Source organism: Amycolatopsis japonica (assembly GCF_000732925.1).
In the GTDB taxonomy this organism is placed as follows: Bacteria; Actinomycetota; Actinomycetes; order Mycobacteriales; family Pseudonocardiaceae; genus Amycolatopsis; species Amycolatopsis japonica.
The window spans coordinates 7,684,357-7,701,976 of sequence record NZ_CP008953.1; the positions used below are offsets into that span (position 1 = coordinate 7,684,357).

The window sequence follows — 17,620 nt, forward strand, 5'->3', positions numbered from 1 at the left end:
CGGCCCTCCGAGTGGAGTGCCGCCCCGCTTCGGGGTGGAACTAGTGCGCGTGGCCGTGACCGGCCGCGGCGGGCTCCTCCTCGACCGGCTTCTCGACGACGGAGCTCTCCGTCGTGAGCACGAGCCGGGCGATGGAAGCGGCGTTCGCCACCGCGGACCGGGTCACCTTGACCGGGTCGACGATGCCGGCGGCCAGCAGGTCGGTGAGCTCACCGGTGGCGGCGTTGAAGCCGTGCCCCCAGTTCTGCTCCTGGACCTTGTTCACGATGACCGCACCCTCGTGGCCCGCGTTGGTCGCGATCCAGAACAGCGGGGCGGACAGCGCGTCGCGGACGATGCGCACACCGGTCGCTTCGTCGCCCTCGAGGCCGAGGCCGCCGTCGAGCTCCTTGACCGCGTGCACGAGAGCCGAGCCACCGCCGGGCAGGATGCCCTCTTCGACGGCCGCCTTGGTCGAAGCCACGGCGTCCTCGATGCGGTGCTTGCGCTCGTTCAGCTCGGTCTCGGTGGCCGCGCCGACCTTGATCACCGCGACACCGCCGCCGAGCTTCGCCAGCCGCTCCTGCAGCTTTTCGCGGTCCCAGTCGGAGTCGGTGTTCTCGATCTCCTTGCGGATCTGCGCGACACGGCCCGCGATGTCGTCCTTGGTGCCGGCACCGTCGACGAGCGTGGTGTCGTCCTTGGTGACGACGATCCGGCGGGCGTTGCCCAGCTGGGCCAGCGTGGTCTCGGACAGCTTGTGCCCGATCTCGGCCGAGATGACCTCACCGCCGGTGACGACCGCGAGGTCGTCCAGGAACGCCTTGCGGCGGTCGCCGAAGAACGGCGCCTTGACCGCGACGGCGGTGATCGTCTTGCGCAGCGAGTTCACCACGAGGGTGGACAGCGCTTCGCCGTCGACGTCCTCGGCGATGATCAGCAGCGGCTTCTTGGCCTCGACGACCTTCTCCAGCACCGGGAGCAGGTCGGCCAGCGACGAGATCTTCTCGCGGACGAGCAGGATGTAGGCGTCCTCGAGGATCGCCTTCTGCTCCTCCGGGTTGGTCGCGAAGTGCGCCGAGAGGAAGCCCTTGTCGAACTGGACACCCTCGGTGATCACGAGCTCGGTCGCCAGCGTGGACGACTCCTCGATCGTGATGACGCCGTCTTCGCCGACCCGCTCGACGGCCTCGCCGAGCAGGGCGCCGATGGCCGCGTCACGCGAGGTGACGGTGCCGACCTGGGCGATGTTGTCGCGGCCCTTGACCGGGGTCGCCTTCTCCTTGAGCACCGCGATGACCTTCTCCGCGGCTGCCTCGATGCCACGGCCGACGGCGGTCGGGTTGGCACCGGCGGCGACGTTGCGCAGGCCGACCTTCACCAGCGACTGCGCGAGCACGGTCGCGGTCGTGGTGCCGTCACCGGCGACGTCGTTGGTCTTGGTGGCGACGCTCTTGGCGAGCTGGGCGCCGAGGTTCTCGAACGGGTCGTCGAGCTCGATCTCGCGAGCGACGGTGACGCCGTCGAGGGTGATGGTCGGGCCACCGAACTTCTTGTCGAGCACGACGTGGCGACCGCGCGGGCCGAGGGTGACCTTGACCGCGTCGGCGAGCTTGTTCACCCCGCGCTCGAGCGCGCGACGAGCGTCCTCGTCGAAACTGATCTGCTTGGGCATGGCCTGTTCCGCTTACCTTCCAGTTCTAAAGCTCGGAAAACACGAACGCCCCGTTCCCCGGCAATGCGGGGCCCGGGGCGTCATGCGCTGAGAGCGGACGTCAGTTGATGACGGCCAGCACGTCGCGAGCGGAAAGGATCAAGTAGTCCTCACCGTTGTACTTCACTTCGGTGCCGCCGTACTTGGAGTAGATGACGACGTCGCCGACGGAAACGTCGAGCGGGACGCGGTTGCCCTTGTCGTCGATGCGGCCCGGGCCCACGGCCAGAACCTTGCCCTCCTGGGGCTTCTCCTTGGCGGTGTCGGGGATGACGAGGCCGGAAGCGGTCGTCTCCTCGGCCTCACTCGTCTGGACAACGATCTTGTCCTCGAGCGGCTTGATGTTCACGCTCACCGGGTTGACCTCCACGGTCGTCGAAAGCGTTGGCAGGATGAGTTACGGCTCCTACCACCCCCGCCGTCGCGGGTGCCGGGGCGTGTTCGGGCCGTGCAATTAGCACTCTAGCCATGTGAGTGCCAGCTTCGCAAGGAGGGGCCGCTCACCTTGTCCGCGAGCCCCTGACCGGCCGTTTTGTTCCGTCCCCGTTCCACCGGAGCGCGTTTAGCCCGCGAAACGCAGGTCGGCGAGGTCGGTCACCAGGGCATCGGGAGCGAGGGCGGCGAGGGCCCGGCGCTTCGCCGGCGTCTTCGCGAGAGCGATCGAGGCGACACCGGCGGCGCGTGCGGCCAGGATGTCCGCCGCCGAGTCGCCGACCATGACGCACTGCCCCGGCGACGTGCCGAGTGCCTTCACCGCCGCGTCGAGGAGCGCGGGCTCGGGCTTCAGCCGCGCCGGGTCGCTCGTCGTCCGCGCGCTGATCCCGCGAACGAGCTCGGCGAGGTCGTGCAGCCCCAGGAACGCCCGGACCGCGTCGACGGAGTTGTTGCTGACGATCGTCACCGTGAACCCCTGCGCACGCCAGTCACGCAGCACGTCCGCGACACCGGGCGACGGCGAGACCTGCGCGACGGCCTCCCCCTCGAAACGGCTGAGCTGTCGCTCGACGACGTTCGCGGCGTTCGGCCCGCATGAGGCCGCGAACCGGAGCACGTCGAACGGATCGGCCGAAGCGATCACCTCGGGTTCGACGAGTCGTTTCAGCCTGTCGGCCACCTCCCTCGCCGGAAGCCGGGCGAACACGTCGCACACCGGGCCGTCGAAGTCGAGGAAGACGTGGTCCTTCTCCCGCAGAAGCTCCCGCACCCCACCCATGCCCCCACCTTGCCACCGACCTGCGTTTAGCCCCCTAATCGCGATCCGGAGGGGCCTTACGGACCAAGCCGGTTTCTGGTTAGGTTCCGACCATTGGGGTCGGTCCTGTTCGAGCAGACCTAGTCACTGGGGGTATACGCCCATGCCGCGTCCCTTCCGTCCCGTTTCCCTCACGCCGCCCCGGCGCCGGTCCAGACGGACCGCCGGGCTCGCGATCCTCAGCCTCACCGCCGGACTCCTCGCCGCTGTCCCCGCTGAAGCCGCTCCGGCGGATCAACAGCGTCAGCGGGACTTCGCGGCCGCCGCGCAGGAGTTCGGCGTTCCCGAGAACGTCCTGCTCGGCGTCTCGTTCCTGGAGTCGCGTTGGGATTTCAACGCCGGCACCCCGAGCACGTCCGCCGGCTACGGCCCGATGCACCTGACCGACCTGCGCGAAGCGGGCACGGGCACGCATCACGACGACGGCGACGAGGATCCGCGCGGAGACGACGCCCGCACGGCGAAACTCCCGGTGACGCCGGCGCCGAAGCCTCCCCCGCCCGGTCTCCAGACCATCGACGAGGCGGCCACGTTGATCGGCCAGGACGTCGCGACGCTGCGCACGAACACCACGCAGAACATCCGCGGTGGCGCCGCGCTGCTGGCGAAGTACCAGCGCGAAACCGGCGACTGGAGGGCCGCCGTCGCGCGCTACAGCGGCGCGAAGGTCGCGGAGGGCGCACAGTCCTTTGCCGACGAAGTCTTCGACACGATCTCCAAGGGCGTCAGCCGCAGGACCGACGACGGCCAGAACGTCACCCTCGCCGCGTCACCGGTGAGCCCGGCGCGCGCCGAGGCGGAGGCACCGAAGACGGAGTGCCCGAAGAAGGTCTCGTGCCTTTCGGTGCCGGCGCCGTACCAGGAGCTGCCGAACAACGACTACGGCAACCACGACAAGGCGGACCGGCCGAAGAGCCAAAAGGTCGAATACATCATCATCCACGACACCGAGGGCTACTGGGACACGGCGATGGACCTCGTCCGTGACCCGACCTACGTGAGCTGGCACTACACGATCCGTTCGTCGGACGGCCAGATCGCGCAGCACGTGCCGACCAAGGACGTCGCCTGGCACGCGGGCAACTGGTACGTCAACGCGAAGTCCGTCGGCATCGAGCACGAGGGCTTCGCCGCGAAGGGCACTTGGTACACGGAGGCGATGTACCGCACGTCCGCGAAACTCGTCGGCTACCTCGCGCGGAAGTACGACATCCCGCTCGACCGCGCGCACATCCTCGGCCACGACAACGTCCCCGGCACCATCCCCTCGACCATCAAGGGCATGCACTGGGATCCGGGCCCGTACTGGGACTGGGCGCACTACTTCGACCTGATGGGCGCGCCGCTGTCCGGTTTCGGCCGCCCCGGCTCGCCGCTGGTGACCATCACGCCGGACTTCGCCACGAACCAGCCCGCGTTCACCGGCTGCGAGACCGCGGGAAAGCCTTGCCCGGCAAGGGGGTCCGGTTCGGTCGTGCTGCGCAGCGAGCCGAACGACACGGCACCGCTGCTGAAGGACATCGGCCTGCGTCCGGACGGTTCGGCGAGCACGATGGCCGTTTCCGACATCGGCAGCCGCGCGGAGACCGGGCAGCGCTACGTCGTCGCCGAACGGCGTGACGGCTGGACGGCGATCTGGTACCTCGGCCAGAAGGGCTGGTTCCGCGATCAGCGCACGACGAGCCCGGCGTTCGGCCTGGTCGTCACGCCGAAGCCCGGCCTGGCGACCGTGCCGGTGTTCGGCCGCGCGTATCCCGAGGCGGAGGCGTACCCGGCGAACGTGCCGGTGCAGCAGGTGATCCCGCTGCCGTACACGTTCTCGGCCGGGCAGCGGTACTCGCTCGGCAACGTCCTCGGTTCCGAGTACTACTCGGCGACGACGTTCGACCCGGCGAACCACGTGGTCGTCAAGGGCAAGACGAAGTACGTGCAGATCCAGTTCGGACACCGCATCGCGTTCGTGAAGGCGGACGACGTCCGGATCCTGCCCGCCGTCTGAACCCGTCCCCGGGGTCAGGAGTCCAGCGCGACCTTGACCCCGGGGGCGTGCTCGGTGTTCCGCCGCGTCTTCGACCAGCCGTTGCGGCCGCGCACCAGCCGGAACAGCGCCCGCCACGACGTGATGTAGAACGTGTAGATGTACAGCGCGTAGGCGAAGCCCATCCCGATCCCGCGCAGAAGGTTACGGCTCTTCAGGCATTTGAACTGGTAGATCGGGCCCCACACGATGAACGGCAGCAGCCCGAAAGAGCCGTAGATCGCGAACAGGATCCACGCGCCGTCGTCGGCGAACCAGGTCCACACCTGCGCCGGATCCCCCGCGGTACTGAAGAGCAGCAGGATGAACGGGATCGGGTACAGCAGCGAGCCGAGCAGCTGCATCCACGGCTGCGCGAGGTAGTACATCATCTCCGCCGCGCCCAGCGTGCTCACATGCGGCGAATCCCAGATCCGCCGGAGATACCGCGAACACTGCATCGTCCCTTGGCCCCAGCGCGTGCGCTGCACCAGGAATCGACGCAGGCTGTACAGACCTTCCTGTTTCACATGGGAATCCGGCGTGTAGCCGGTCCGCCAGCCCGCGGTCAGCAGGTGCACGCCGAGTTCGAAATCCTCCAGCAGCGAACCGCGCCACGGCTGCTCGTCCGGCCCGGCGATCGAGTCCAATGCGGACAGTCGCGTGAACTGACCGTTGCCGCCCATGGAGATCGTGCCGGTGAACCCGCGCGAGGTCTGGATGGCCGCGATGGCCGTGCGGAACTCGAGATCCTGCATCTGGGCCAGCTTCAGCCCGAACGCGCGGGAGAACCAGTTCTTCCCCGGCGGACGGGTGCCCGCGTTGCCCATCCAGACGTCGAGTTGCACGGCGCCGATCGTCTCGTCGCCGAAGAGATGGTCCGCGGCGCACACCTCGAGGCAGTTCTCCGCCGGCCGTCCGTCCGCGTCGACGACCACGACGACCACGTCGTCACGGCTCGCGTCCGGGCCCATCCAGTCGTTGAGCGCCTGATAGGCCGCGTTGAGCGCGTCGCCCTTGCCCGTCCTCGCTTCCGGACGACGGCGGGGAACGAGGTGCAGATACGGGTCGTAGCCGCCGTTGCGCCGCCAGATCGACCGGACCACACGGGCGGTGCGGTCCTCGGAGTCGTCGTCGACGACCCAGACGTGCGCCTGCCGGAACGTCGAACGCAGGTACCGCACGGTTTCCCGGATGACGGTCTGTTCGTCCCGGCAGGGAACGAAGAAGTGCCAGGTGAAGTCGTCGGCGTCACCGACGGGCGCGGGTTTGCGCCGCAGGTACGGCACGACGATCACGACGACGTACACGATGAACGCCACGCTCATGGTGAGCGCGAAGGCCTGCGTGATCGCGAGAAGGATCTTGATCGAGCCGCCGCCCATCAGGCGGTCCCGCGTTCGGCGCGGGGCTTGCGGGTGCTCAGCCAGACGAACAGGACGAGGGCGACCGCGCCACCGAGGACGCTGACCATCGAGCCGAGCAAGGTGTGACCCCAGTAATAACCCTCGTCGATACCCATCACGTTCACGAGACCGACGATGGCCAAAACCCTCATCTGATTGACAAGAATGACGACGATCGCGGAAATCGCCAACGAAGTGAAGAGCCGCTTCGCATTTCCCGGACGGAAATACAACATGACGGCGGTCACCAGCAGCAGTGGCAGCAACATGAATGCCGACGAGCATTCCGGAGTCATTCTTAACCCGAGTGGAGTATCGCCCGACAACCCAAAGTAGACAGTCTCGCGTTCACCGGCGACGAAGACACCCGATGTGGTGATGACCCTCAGTATCAGACCCGAGAGCTGGACCTCGAACACCCGGTACAGACGTTCGGCCAGCACCAGGCCGACCGCGACGGCGATCACCGCCAGCACCGCCATACGCAGCGTAAACCGGTGGTGACTCGGCAAAGGAGCGCTCGCAACGGCCACGGTGACCCTCTCAGGAAAGACGCAGCAGACGACGGGGATCCGGCGCAGCGGACAGGAACTCGCCGACGAGAGTAAGTCAGCGAGAACCGGCCCTTTCGACCGGGGTTCGCATTTCCAACGTGATCATGGGCCCTTTCGGCACGATCGTGGAGAAACTGACTAGGCCGAAAGGGTGATGCCTTCGGCGACCTGCGGCAATTTCTTCGAGGACCACCCGATCCGGTGATCCTCGCAGTTTTCCGTTCAATTTAAGAAACACTCGGCGATAGACGATCCGCGAGCCGAGTCAGGCCAGCTGAGGATTCGTCCGCAACGGTTGTGCCCTCGTGCCGACCGCAGACTAGAGAAACCCCCACGAATCAATTCGGAGGACCAGTTGAAGAACACGCACCTCTTGCGACGAGGCGGAGTACTCGCCGCTGTGGTGGCGAGCGTGGCTCTCGCCGGTGCGGTGCCCGCCTCGGCGGCCCCCGGCGACGGCTCCGCGTATGGCGTCAAGGTCGATGTGAAGCTCCTCGGCCTCGACGCGGTGAAGGCCGGGCCGCTCGCCGAGGCGAAGACCTCCGGGCCGACCACCAACAGCCTCGCGAAGGCCAACCTCACCGGTGTGCTGACCGCGGGCGCGATCAACACCGAGGCCAAGCGCGACGACAACTCCGGTGCCGTGACGGCCAAGGCCAGCACCGCCGACGTCGGCTTGCCACTGCTGAAGGGTGCCCTCGGCGACGTCGGCATCAAGGTCGTCGAAGCCACCTGCACCGCGACCCAGAAGGGTGTGCAGGGCGCGACGAACCTGGTCGGCGCGAACCTGGGCAGCGCGGGCGCGGTCGACGCGACGCCCGCCCCGAACACGCAGATCAAGGTCGGCCTCGGCACCGTCAACGTCGCGACGATCATCCTGAACGAGCAGATCAAGAACCAGGACGGCAGCCTCACGGTCAACGCCATCCACGTGAAGCTCCTCGGTGACGCCCTCACCCCGCTCGGTTCCGGCGACGTGATCGTTTCGTCGGCGACCTGTGGCCCGGCCGGTCTGCCCGTGCCGCTCGCTTCGGGCGCGGGGCTGTGGATCGGTCTCGGCCTGCTCGGTGCCGTCGCCATCCCGGTCGGCATCCGCGTGGTCCGCAACCGGCGTCCGGCGACCACCGCCTGACCAGGGTGAAGTGAGGTCGAAATGTACAAGTTGCCTGGCGCCGGAGTCGGCGTCGCCGGTGGCGGGGTGGGTGCCCTCGCCGCCACCGGGGCCGATGTCGGCTGGTGGCTGGCCGTCGGCGTGATCCTGCTGGTTCTCGGAACCATCGCGGTCATCGCGGGCTACCGCCGCACGAAACGGCTCGGCGAGATGGGGAACTGACGCTCCCCTGGACGGAACGGCCGCCGGCGTGGGCCCCTCGCACGCCGGCGGCCATCACCCGCGTTGATGCGGGACACTCGAATACGTGGATGAGGAGCGCGAACGCGTGGATGTGATGTTGCTGGCCGGGACGCGGCCGGAGGCGGTCAAGCTCGCGCCGCTGGCGCTGGCACTGGCGGAGCACCCGCACCTACGGCCCTTCGTCGTCCACAGTGGACAGCATCCGGGCATGGTCGAACAGGCGCTGATCCCGTTCGGCCTGCCTGTCGACGCCTGGCTCGACACCCCGCCCAGGGCCACCGGCACCCAGGCGGAACTGGTCTCCGGCCTGCTTCCCGCGCTCGACGACGTGCTGCGCCGGGTCGCGCCGGCCGCGATCGTCGTCCAGGGCGACACGACGACGGGACTCGCGGGCGCGCTCGCGGCGTTCTGGCAGGGCATCCCGGTCGTGCATCTGGAAGCGGGACTGCGCACCCACGACCTCGCCGCGCCGTTCCCCGAAGAGGGGACGCGGCAGATGATCTCGCGTATCGCCGCCCTGCACCTCGCGCCGACGCCGGGCGCCGCGGCCGCACTGCGCACGGAAGGCGTTCCGCGACAACGGATCGCCGTCACCGGCAACACCGTCGTCGACGCCGTGATCGCGATCGCCGAACGTGATCTCCCCGCGCGGGACACCGCGCTCGCCCTGCTGGAGATGGAAATCGCCGAGGCGGGTGAGCGGCTCGTCCTCGTGACGTCGCACCGGCGTGAGTCCTGGGGTGAGCCGCTGAGCCGCACGCTCGCGGCCATCGAACTGATCGTCGCGGAACACAGCGACGTCCAGGTGCTGTTCCCGGTGCATCCCAATCCGGCCGTGCGGGACCAGGTGACGGCCGCGCTCGGCGGGACGCCGAGGGTGACGATCACCGAACCGCTCGAATATCCCGATCTCGTGCGCGCGCTGCGGCTCGCCGAGCTCGTCCTGACCGATTCCGGTGGTATCCAAGAGGAAGCGCCGACGTTCGGCACACCCGTCCTGGTGCTTCGCGACGTCACCGAACGACGTGAAGCGATCGAGTCCGGCTGCGCCTGGCTGGTCGGGACGGACACCGGCCTCATCGCCGACACCGCGGCGAAGATCCTGAGTGGCGATCTGCATCCGACGCACGCCGGAAACCCTTACGGAGACGGCAATGCCGCCGCGTTGTCGGTGGCGGCGCTGGAGGAACTGCTCAATCTCGCCCCGGCGCCGCGCACCGCCGCCGAATCCCGCTAGATCGAGACGATCTGCACCGGCAGGGCCGGGTTGGCGGAGAAGTCGAGTGAGGCTCGCGGCCGTCCGGCGGCGACCACGTGCGCGCCGAGCGCGGCGATCATCGCGCCGTTGTCCGTGCACAGCCGCGGCCGCGGGACACGCAGGGTGATCCCGGCCTCGGCACAGCGCTCGGCGGCGAGTTCGGACAGTCGTGAATTCGCCGCCACGCCACCGGAGATCACCAGCGTGTCCACGCCGTGTTCCTTCGCCGCGCGGATCGCCTTCATGGTGAGGACGTCGGCGACGGCCTCCTGGAACGACGCGGCGACGTCGTCGACGGGGATGTCCTCGCCACGACGCTCCGCGCCCTCGACCCAGCGCGCGACCGCGGTTTTCAAGCCGGAGAAGGAGAAGTCGAACTTGGCGTCGCGCGGCCCGGTCATCCCCCGAGGGAACGCGATGGCCGCGCCGTCGCCGTTCTTGGCGGCCTTGTCGATGGGCGGGCCGCCCGGGTACGGAAGGCCGAGGACGCGGGCGACCTTGTCGTAGGCCTCGCCCGCGGCGTCGTCCACAGTGGACCCGAGCTCGGTGATCTCGGACGCGATGTCGTCCACCAGCAGCAATTGCGTGTGCCCGCCCGAGACGAGCAGGGCGAGGCAGCGCTCGGGCAACGGGCCGTGCTGGAGCGTGTCGACGGCGATGTGCCCGGCGAGGTGGTTGACGCCGTAGAGCGGGATGTCGAGCGCGGCGGCGTACGCCTTGGCGGCCGCGACGCCGACGAGCAGCGCACCGGCGAGACCCGGTCCGGCGGTCACCGCGATGGCGTCCACATCGGACAGTTTCAGCCCGGCCTTGGCGAAGGCGCGTTCGACCGTCGGGACCATCGCCTCCAAGTGCGCGCGGCTGGCGACCTCGGGCACGACGCCGCCGAAGCGGGCGTGCTGGTCGACGCTGGAGGCGACCTCGTCGGCGAGGAGTTCGACCGTGTTGTCGTCGTGCAGGCGGACGAGGCCGACGCCGGTCTCGTCGCACGAACTCTCGATGCCCATGATGATGCGCGGCATCAGCCCGCCACCTCGTCTCGGACCTGGGCCCGCGGGCGGGCCATCGTGTAGGCGTCGGCGCCGGAAGGCTGGTAGTAGCGCTTCCGGAGGCCGACGCGTTCGAAACCGTGCCGCTCGTAGAGCGTGATCGCCGCGTCGTTGTCGGTGCGGACTTCGAGGAAGACCGGCGCGGCGAGCTCGTCCGCGCGGTCGAGCAGCGCTTTCAGCAGGACGGTGCCGATGCCCTGGCGCTGGTGGCCGGGGTCGACGCCGATCGTGTGGATGCTCGCCTCGTAGTCGCCGCGGCGGCCGACGACGGCGAGCCCGGCGTACCCGATGACCTCATCGGTCTCATCCGGACGGGCGACGAGATAGTGGCCGCCGGCGTCGAGCTCCGCGTGGAAGGCGTAGGCGGTCCACGGAGAATCGCCGGGGAAGAGAATCTTCTCTATCTCGACACAGCGCGGGATGTCCTTGCGGCGTAAGGGTTCCAGCCTCACGGCGTGGTCACCTTCTTGCGCGCGGCCGGTTCGACGGCGTCGGGGCGGCGAAGGTAGAGCGGGGTGAGCGGCGCGGGCTCTTGGCCGAAGTCCTTGCGTGCGGCCTTGACCAGTCCGAGGGGCGACGGGAAGCGCGGTTCGATCGGCTGGACTCCGAGGGCGTCCGCGTAGAGGAGGGCGCCGTCGCCCGCCGCGACCTTGATGGTGGTCTCGAGGTCGGCGGGTCGCTCGACGTGGGGGCCGTCGGTGCGGGAGCCGTCGGCGGCGTACGCGGCCCAGTAGACCTCGCGGCGCCTCGCGTCGGTGAGGACGAGGAAGGGCGCTTCGCCGGGGGCGACGTCGGCGGCGATCGCGTCGAGGCTGCAGACCGGGTAGGCGGGGATGCCGAGGGCGTGGGCGAGCGACGCGGCGGTGGCCATACCGGCGCGAAGGCCGGTGAAAGGGCCAGGGCCGACGCCGCAGACGATGGCGTCGAGGTCGCGAAGCGTGACGCCCGCGGCCTTGACGGCTTCGAGGGCGTGCGGCGTGATCAGCTCGCCGTGGGCGCGCGGGTCGACCGTGACGCGGTCGCCGCGTGACTCGAGGGTGTCGCCGTCCAGGGCGACGAGGCCCGCGGTGACCGCCGGGGTCGAGGTGTCGATGGCCAGTACCAGCACGGTTACCCAGCCTACGACCAGCGCCCCGGAGCGCGTTTAGCGGGCTAAACGCGATCGGGTGGCGTGGCCGTTCCCCTGGCCCCGCATCGCGTTTAGCCCGCTAAAGGCGACGCGCACCGGCCCTGCCGCCGGACCCCGCACCCCGTCCACCGGATCGCGATTAGGGGGCGAAACGCGATCTGGCTCCCCGGCCTGCGGATCGCAGTTAGCCCGCTAAAGGCGCTCTGGTGGGCCTCCACCTTCCGGACCCACAGATCGCGATTAGGGGGCTAAACGCAGGTCGGCGGGGGCGTGTGAAGCAGGTCGCAGGGTGCGGGCGGCCTGCGCGGTACGGTTCCGAAAGCGGGGTTCCTTGGCGCCAAGCGCCCCGGCCGGCGGAGTCGAGCAGGAGGTCACACGTGCCCGATCGGTTGTTCCCCACGCTGGCGAGCGGCCCCGACAAGGAGGCGCTCCGCTTCGGCGACACCTCCCTCACCTACGCCGACGTGGCGGCCATCGCCGGCACACTCGCCCGCGATCTGCCGGCAGGCCGCGTCGCCGTCTGGGCGACGCCCTCGGTGCATACCAGCGTCGCCGTGATCGCCGCCCTGCTCGCGGGCGTCCCCGCCATCCCGCTCAACCCGAAGATCGGCGAGCGCGAACTCGCGCACATCCTCACCGACAGCGAACCCGTCCTCGTCCTCGCCGAGCCAGGCGCCGACCTGCCGACTGGCCTCGACGGCCTGCCGCGACGCGACATCGTCCTCGAAGGCGCACCGGTCGCTCTCCCAGCGGAACCGGACGCCGAAACCCCGGCGCTGATCGTCTACACCTCCGGCACCACCGGCCCGCCCAAGGGCGTCGTCCTCCCCCGGCGCGCGATCGCGACCACCCTCGACGCGCTCGAGGACGCCTGGGCATGGACCGCCGACGACGTCCTCGTCCACGGACTCCCGCTGTTCCACGTGCACGGCCTGATCCTCGGCATCCTCGGGCCGCTCCGGCGCGGCGGCTCGGTCCGGCATCTCGGTCGCTTCTCCACCGAAGGCGTCGCACGCGAGCTCGCCACCGGCGCGACGATGATGTTCGGCGTCCCGACGATGTACCACCGCATCGCGGGCGAAGTCGGCGAAGACCCGTCGCTCGCCAAGGCGCTGAGCAGCGCTCGCCTGCTCGTGTCCGGTTCGGCCGCGCTGCCCGTCCACGACCATCAGCGCATCACCGCGGCGACCGGCAGGCGCGTGATCGAGCGCTACGGGATGACCGAAACCCTCATGAACACCAGCATCCGCGCGGACGGCGAGCACGTTCCCGGAACCGTCGGTGTCCCGCTGCGCGGCGTCGATCTGCGCCTCGTCGACGAAGCGGGCGAGCCCGTCGAGGAGGTCGAGACCGTCGGCGAGATCCAGGTCCGCGGCCCGAACCTGTTCACCGAGTACCTCAACCGCCCCGACGCCACCGAAGCCGCTTTCGACGACGGGTGGTTCCGGACCGGCGACATGGCGACCCGCGACGCGGCCGGGTACGTGAAGATCGTCGGCCGGAAGGCGACAGACCTGATCAAGAGCGGCGGCTACAAGATCGGCGCGGGCGAGATCGAGAACGCGCTCATGGAGCATCCCGGTGTCGCCGAGGTCGCCGTGACCGGCGAGCCCGACGACGACCTCGGCGAGCGCATCGTGGCCTGGGTGGTGCCCGAGGGAGAACGTCCGGCGGAGTCGGAGCTCGCCGACCATGTCTCACGCCTGTTGTCGCCGCACAAACGGCCGCGGGTGGTCCGCTATCTGGAAGCGTTGCCGCGCAACGACATGGGCAAGGTCATGAAGCGGGCGCTCGGATGAGCAGGCCCTCGGCGCGGTCTGTCATCAAGGAGATCGCGACCGGTTTCGAGGACCTGGACGTTCCGCGTTCCGAGGAGCCGGACGACGGGCCGATCGACTGGCCGGGCTATCGCTCGGCGCGCGATGCCGCCGAGGAGCGGACCGGCGAGAGCGAATCCGTGCTCTGTGGGACCGCCATGATCGGCGACGTCGAGGCGGTGGTGATCGCTTTCGAGTTCGGCTTCCTGGGCGGCTCGATCGGCAGGCGGACCGGTGATCGCGTCGAGGCGGCGTTCGCGCGGGCCGTGGCGTCCCGGTTGCCGGTGGTGTCGCTGATCGCGACCGGCGGCAGCCGCATGCAGCACGGGATGCGGGCGCTTTCGCAGTTGCAGCGCATCGCACGGGCGGCGGCCGGGGCTCGGTCGGTGCCGCAGATCTCGGTGCTGCGCGATCCGACCACGGGTGGCGGCTGGGCGACGCTCGGTGCGAGCGCCGACGTCGTCCTCGCACTGCCCGGGGCGCAGGTCGGCTTCGCCGGTTCTCGCGTGCGGCCCGCCGGCGCCTCCGCGGAGGCATACACGGCAGAGGCGAAACTCGCGTGGGGCCAAGTCGACCAGATCGTGACGCCAGCCGAACTTCCTTCGGCGTTGGAACGATGGCTGCGCCTGCTGACTTCGTCGATGGAGGAAGCCGCCGAGCCGCCTGGAGCGCTCGGATCCACGGACCTGCCCGACAGCGGTTGGGACGCGGTCCAGGCGGCACGCTCCGCTGAGCGACCGCGGGCCGCGGAGTACCTCGACGCGCACTTCGACTGGCGAGAGGAGCTCTCAGGCGACAGGTGCGGCGGAGTCGACTCAGGTGTCTTGTGCGGTTTCGGCTGGCGAAGCGGCCGAGCGATCGCGTACGCAGCACAGTGCGGAACGGCGACGCTGCCCGCGGGGTTCCGGACCGCGGCGCGTCTGGTGCGCCTCGCGTCGAGGCTCAGGATCCCGGTGCTCACCCTCGTCGACACTCCCGGAGCGGCGAACGACGAGGCGGCCGAGCGGGCCGGTGCGGGCGCGGCCATCGCGGAGTTGTTCGAGGCGGTCGCGAGCGCGGCCGTGCCGATCACGACGCTGGTGATCGGGGAAGGCGGATCCGGGGGCGCGCTCGCGTTCGCGGCGCCGGGGTCGACCTGGGTGACACCCGACGCGTACTTCTCGGTGACGTCGCCCGAGGCGGCCGCGGCGATCCTCAAGCTGCCCGCCGACGAAGTTCCCGCACTCGCCGACCGACTGCGACTACGCCCCCAAGACCTGGTCGACCTGGGAATCGCGCGTTCCGTCGTGCGCCCCGCGGATCGCGTTTAGCCCGCGAAACGCAGGTCGCCCCGCACAGATCGCGATTAGGGGGCGAAACGCAGGTCGGGCGACCGGATCGCGATTAGCCCGCTAAACGCAGGTCGGGCGTGCGGGTCGCCCAGGTGCCGTGGGGCTCCAGGGTGACCAGGCGGACATCGTCTTCCCTGCGCTCAAGGCGTACGACGAGGTAGTCGTCCGACAGGCGCTCGGCGGCCCCCTCGCCCCATTCGACGACCAGGGCCGACCGCTCCAGCTCGGTGTCGAGGTCCAGGTCGTCCAGCTGCGAAAGATCCCCGCCGAGCCGGTACGCGTCGACGTGCACCAGCGCGACCCCGGCCGCACCCGCCGGATGCACCCGCGCCAGCACGAACGTCGGCGAGCTGACCCGCCCCCGACCCCGAGACCGTCCGCGATCCCGCGGGTCAGCGTCGTCTTACCCGCCCCGAGCGGCCCGGCGAGCAGCACCAGATCGCCCGCACGCAGCGAACGCCCGAGCTCGCGCCCGAAATCCATCGTCGACTCGGGAGTCGGGAAAGCGAAATTCATCAGCGTTGCCACCACCAGGTCCGCCGTTCGGAAGTCTCACCATCGGTGCCCGTGCATCGTTGCACCAAGTCGATCAGGTGGCTGTTCACCAGTTCGGGTTGTTCCAGCTGCACCATGTGTCCCGCGCCGCGCACGCGCACCAGCTCCGCGTCGGGCAGCTCCGCCGCGATCCGCTCGGCGTGCGCGATCGGCGTGAACCGGTCGGAATCCCCGCCGACGACCAGCACGTGCGCGTGCTTCAGTCCGGCGAGCGCGGCGTACCGGTTGTGACTGCCGAGCGTGTCGACGAAGTTCACGAGCCCGCGCACCGGCGTCACTTCGAGCATTTCCAGCATGAAGTCGACGAGCCGCGGAGACACGTCCCGGCTGCCGAAAGCCAGCCTGCGCACGGCTTGCCGGGTCAGCTGTCCGCCCGCCGCGCGCACGAACTCGACGAGCCCCGGCTGCCAACCGGCCAGGCCGCCGACGCCTCGCGTGAGCGGGTTGTACTTCGAAAGCAGCGACCGCGGCAGCCCCCGCGCGCCGACCTCGCCCGCGGCGGTCGCGATGAACGCGACGCCGCAGACCCGGTCGTCGAACAGTTCGGGATGCTCCGCGGCGAGCTCCATGATCACCATGCCGCCCATCGAGTGCCCCATGAGCACGATGGGCCCCTCCGGCACCACCGAGCGCAGGACCATGTCGAGGTCGCGCGCCAGCTGCTCGATGGTGCTAGTCTCGGCGGTCGCGGCGCCGGATTGCCCGTGCCCGCGATGGTCGTAGTAGATCTGACGCACCCGCGGCAGCTTCAGCGAAGCGAGGTCTCGCCGCTGAAAGTGCCAGCAGCGCTTCGACAACGCGAAACCGTGCACGCCGACGACGGTCAGCTCCGGTTCTCCCCCATCGGCCGGATCGATCTCCTCGACCGCGAGCGGCGTGCCGTCCTCCGCCGCCACTGTCGATGTCCGGTCCGGTTCCAAGTCCCCCAACGGCTCGTCCACGAACGGATCCTCACTCTGCCGCCGCTGCTGTGCGGCGACGGCGATCGCGGCGGCGGTGCCGGTGGCCACCGCACCGACGCCGCCGACGATGGCCAGCAGTCTTCGTGAAGGTGTCACGAGCCTGCCTCCAGATACGTCCGGTGGACCCGCGGGCGGTACATCGAAGTCACGATCTCGTAGTCGATCGTCCCCAGCTTGTCGGCCCATTCCCGCGCCGTGGGCCCGTCCTTGCCGAACAGGATCACCTCACTGCCGATGGACGGCTCGTCGTCTCCGCAGTCGACGATCAGCTGGTCCATGCAGACGCGGCCGACGACCGGCCGCCGCTTCCCGGCAAGCCACACGTCCATGCGCCCGGACAGCGACCGCGGTACGCCGTCCGCGTAGCCGACCGGGACCAGGGCGAGGGTGGTGTCGCGCTCGGCCGTCCAGCTGTGGCCGTACGAAACCGATTCGCCGGACGGGATCCGCTTCGTGAGCACGACCGACGATCTAAAGGTCATCGCCGGGCGCAGGTCGTCTTCGGTGGGCACCGGGTTCAACCCGTAGATCGCGATCCCGGGGCGGACGAGGTCAAAGTGCAGGTCGGGCCTGGTCAGCACGGCGGCGGAGTTCGCGATATGCCGCATCGGGTTCAGGCCGGCCGCGCGGGCGATGTCGTAGGCCTCGTCGAACCGCTTCGCCTGCGCGTCGATGGAGGGGTGGCCTGGCTCGTCGGCGCAGGCGAGGTGCGACCAGATGGCGACGACCTCGATGAGCGGTTTCGCGGCCGCCGCGGCCTTGACCAGGGCCGGCCATTCCGCAGGTGGGCAGCCGTTTCGGCTGAGCCCGGTGTCGATCTTGAGGTGAACCCTGCAGATCGCGTTTAGCCCGCTAAAGTCGCGTGCCCGGCGCGCGCCGTCGACCACGCGGGCCAGCTCGTCCAGGGAGCTCACGGCGACGTCGATGTCTTCGGCGACAGCGGGCGCGAAGTCGGCTTCGGGGGTGTCGAGCCAGCTGAAGAGCCGGACGCCGATCCCGGCCCGGCGCAACGCGAGCGCCTCACCGAGGGAGCAGGTGCCCAGCCAGGTGGCGCCGCCCTCGACGGCGGCCCGGGCGACCTCGAGGGCTCCGTGCCCGTAGCCGTCGGCCTTGACCACGGCCATCGTCTGGGCCGAGGGGGCGCGGGAAGCGAGCAGGGCGACGTTGTGCCGGATGGCGGACAGGTCGATGACGACCTCGGCACGCGGGAAACTGGCGGTCATAACGACCACCAGTTTCCCAC

16 protein-coding genes and 1 pseudogene are annotated in these 17,620 nt (G+C 69.6%); 6 read left to right on the plus strand and 11 right to left on the minus strand.

The annotated features are described in order from the left end of the window. Window positions 1–40: 40 nt before the first annotated feature. From groL to AJAP_RS35445, 3 genes are all read right to left on the minus strand, one after another. Entirely contained in the window at window positions 41–1,654 is a 1,614-nt protein-coding gene (gene groL / locus AJAP_RS35435) for a chaperonin GroEL (protein WP_038519714.1), read from the minus strand. Window positions 1,655–1,754: 100 nt separating this feature from the next. Next, entirely contained in the window at window positions 1,755–2,048 is a 294-nt protein-coding gene (gene groES / locus AJAP_RS35440; protein ID WP_007031106.1) for a co-chaperone GroES, read from the minus strand. 207 nt (window positions 2,049–2,255) lie between these two features. Further along, window positions 2,256–2,906, minus strand: coding sequence for an HAD family hydrolase (locus AJAP_RS35445; RefSeq protein WP_038519717.1), 651 nt, complete (start codon window positions 2,904–2,906; stop codon window positions 2,256–2,258). A gap of 142 nt (window positions 2,907–3,048) precedes the next feature. On the opposite strand from AJAP_RS35445, the gene AJAP_RS35450 reads away from it, so the two are divergent. After that, on the plus strand, window positions 3,049–4,944 hold the full coding sequence (locus AJAP_RS35450; protein ID WP_038519718.1) for an N-acetylmuramoyl-L-alanine amidase: 1,896 nt from the start codon (window positions 3,049–3,051) through the stop codon (window positions 4,942–4,944). A 14-nt stretch (window positions 4,945–4,958) separates the two neighbouring features. On the opposite strand, the gene AJAP_RS35455 is transcribed toward AJAP_RS35450, so the two are convergent. Together AJAP_RS35455 and xrtP are read right to left on the minus strand one after the other, a co-directional pair. Beyond that, window positions 4,959–6,347 carry a glycosyltransferase gene (locus AJAP_RS35455; RefSeq protein WP_038519720.1) on the minus strand — a complete coding sequence of 463 codons (1,389 nt, stop codon included), beginning with the start codon at window positions 6,345–6,347 and terminating at the stop codon, window positions 4,959–4,961. Continuing rightward, window positions 6,347–6,850 carry an exosortase P gene (gene xrtP / locus AJAP_RS35460; RefSeq protein WP_038519723.1) on the minus strand — a complete coding sequence of 168 codons (504 nt, stop codon included), beginning with the start codon at window positions 6,848–6,850 and terminating at the stop codon, window positions 6,347–6,349. Before xrtP ends, AJAP_RS35455 begins: the two co-directional genes overlap by 1 nt. A 427-nt stretch (window positions 6,851–7,277) precedes the next feature. Here xrtP and AJAP_RS35465 point away from each other — a divergent pair, with 427 nt between their 5' ends. The 3 genes from AJAP_RS35465 (at window position 7,278) to wecB (ending at window position 9,513) form a co-directional block, all read left to right on the plus strand. Then, complete coding sequence (locus tag AJAP_RS35465; RefSeq protein WP_038519725.1) at window positions 7,278–8,054, plus strand: choice-of-anchor P family protein; 777 nt, start codon at window positions 7,278–7,280, stop codon at window positions 8,052–8,054. 21 nt (window positions 8,055–8,075) lie between these two features. Next, window positions 8,076–8,255: an LPXTG cell wall anchor domain-containing protein gene (locus AJAP_RS35470; protein WP_038519727.1), complete on the plus strand. Its 180-nt coding sequence runs from the start codon at window positions 8,076–8,078 to the stop codon at window positions 8,253–8,255. Window positions 8,256–8,361: 106 nt separating this feature from the next. Beyond that, window positions 8,362–9,513, plus strand: a complete 1,152-nt coding sequence (wecB, locus tag AJAP_RS35475) for a non-hydrolyzing UDP-N-acetylglucosamine 2-epimerase (RefSeq protein WP_038519730.1) — start codon at window positions 8,362–8,364, stop codon at window positions 9,511–9,513. Here the strand turns inward: wecB and tsaD are convergent. Genes tsaD through tsaB form a run of 3 tightly spaced genes read right to left on the minus strand, consistent with a single transcriptional unit; the run spans window position 9,510 to window position 11,691 of the window. After that, a complete protein-coding gene (gene tsaD, locus AJAP_RS35480) occupies window positions 9,510–10,556 on the minus strand; it encodes a tRNA (adenosine(37)-N6)-threonylcarbamoyltransferase complex transferase subunit TsaD (protein ID WP_038519731.1) in 1,047 nt (348 codons plus the stop codon). The genes wecB and tsaD overlap by 4 nt on opposite strands. Further along, on the minus strand, window positions 10,556–11,035 hold the full coding sequence (rimI, locus tag AJAP_RS35485; RefSeq protein ID WP_038519732.1) for a ribosomal protein S18-alanine N-acetyltransferase: 480 nt from the start codon (window positions 11,033–11,035) through the stop codon (window positions 10,556–10,558). Before rimI ends, tsaD begins: the two co-directional genes overlap by 1 nt. Then, window positions 11,032–11,691, minus strand: a complete 660-nt coding sequence (gene tsaB, locus AJAP_RS35490) for a tRNA (adenosine(37)-N6)-threonylcarbamoyltransferase complex dimerization subunit type 1 TsaB (RefSeq protein ID WP_038519734.1) — start codon at window positions 11,689–11,691, stop codon at window positions 11,032–11,034. The genes rimI and tsaB overlap by 4 nt, the downstream gene beginning before the upstream one ends. 398 nt (window positions 11,692–12,089) lie before the next feature. On the opposite strand from tsaB, the gene AJAP_RS35495 reads away from it, so the two are divergent. Both AJAP_RS35495 and AJAP_RS35500 read left to right on the plus strand, forming a co-directional pair. Then, complete coding sequence (locus tag AJAP_RS35495; RefSeq protein ID WP_038519735.1) at window positions 12,090–13,511, plus strand: acyl-CoA synthetase; 1,422 nt, start codon at window positions 12,090–12,092, stop codon at window positions 13,509–13,511. After that, complete coding sequence (locus tag AJAP_RS35500) at window positions 13,508–14,839, plus strand: carboxyl transferase domain-containing protein (RefSeq protein ID WP_038519737.1); 1,332 nt, start codon at window positions 13,508–13,510, stop codon at window positions 14,837–14,839. Before AJAP_RS35495 ends, AJAP_RS35500 begins: the two co-directional genes overlap by 4 nt. A 73-nt stretch (window positions 14,840–14,912) precedes the next feature. On the opposite strand, the pseudogene tsaE reads toward AJAP_RS35500, so the two are convergent. The 3 genes and pseudogenes from tsaE to alr form a co-directional block, all read right to left on the minus strand. Further along, window positions 14,913–15,376: pseudogene (gene tsaE, locus AJAP_RS35505) on the minus strand (tRNA (adenosine(37)-N6)-threonylcarbamoyltransferase complex ATPase subunit type 1 TsaE). Continuing rightward, window positions 15,376–16,473, minus strand: a complete 1,098-nt coding sequence (locus tag AJAP_RS35510; protein ID WP_038519739.1) for an alpha/beta fold hydrolase — start codon at window positions 16,471–16,473, stop codon at window positions 15,376–15,378. The pseudogene tsaE and the gene AJAP_RS35510 overlap by 1 nt, the downstream one beginning before the upstream one ends. Next, window positions 16,470–17,600 carry an alanine racemase gene (gene alr / locus AJAP_RS35515; RefSeq protein WP_038519741.1) on the minus strand — a complete coding sequence of 377 codons (1,131 nt, stop codon included), beginning with the start codon at window positions 17,598–17,600 and terminating at the stop codon, window positions 16,470–16,472. The genes AJAP_RS35510 and alr overlap by 4 nt, the downstream gene beginning before the upstream one ends. Between the last annotated feature and the right edge of the window lie 20 nt (window positions 17,601–17,620).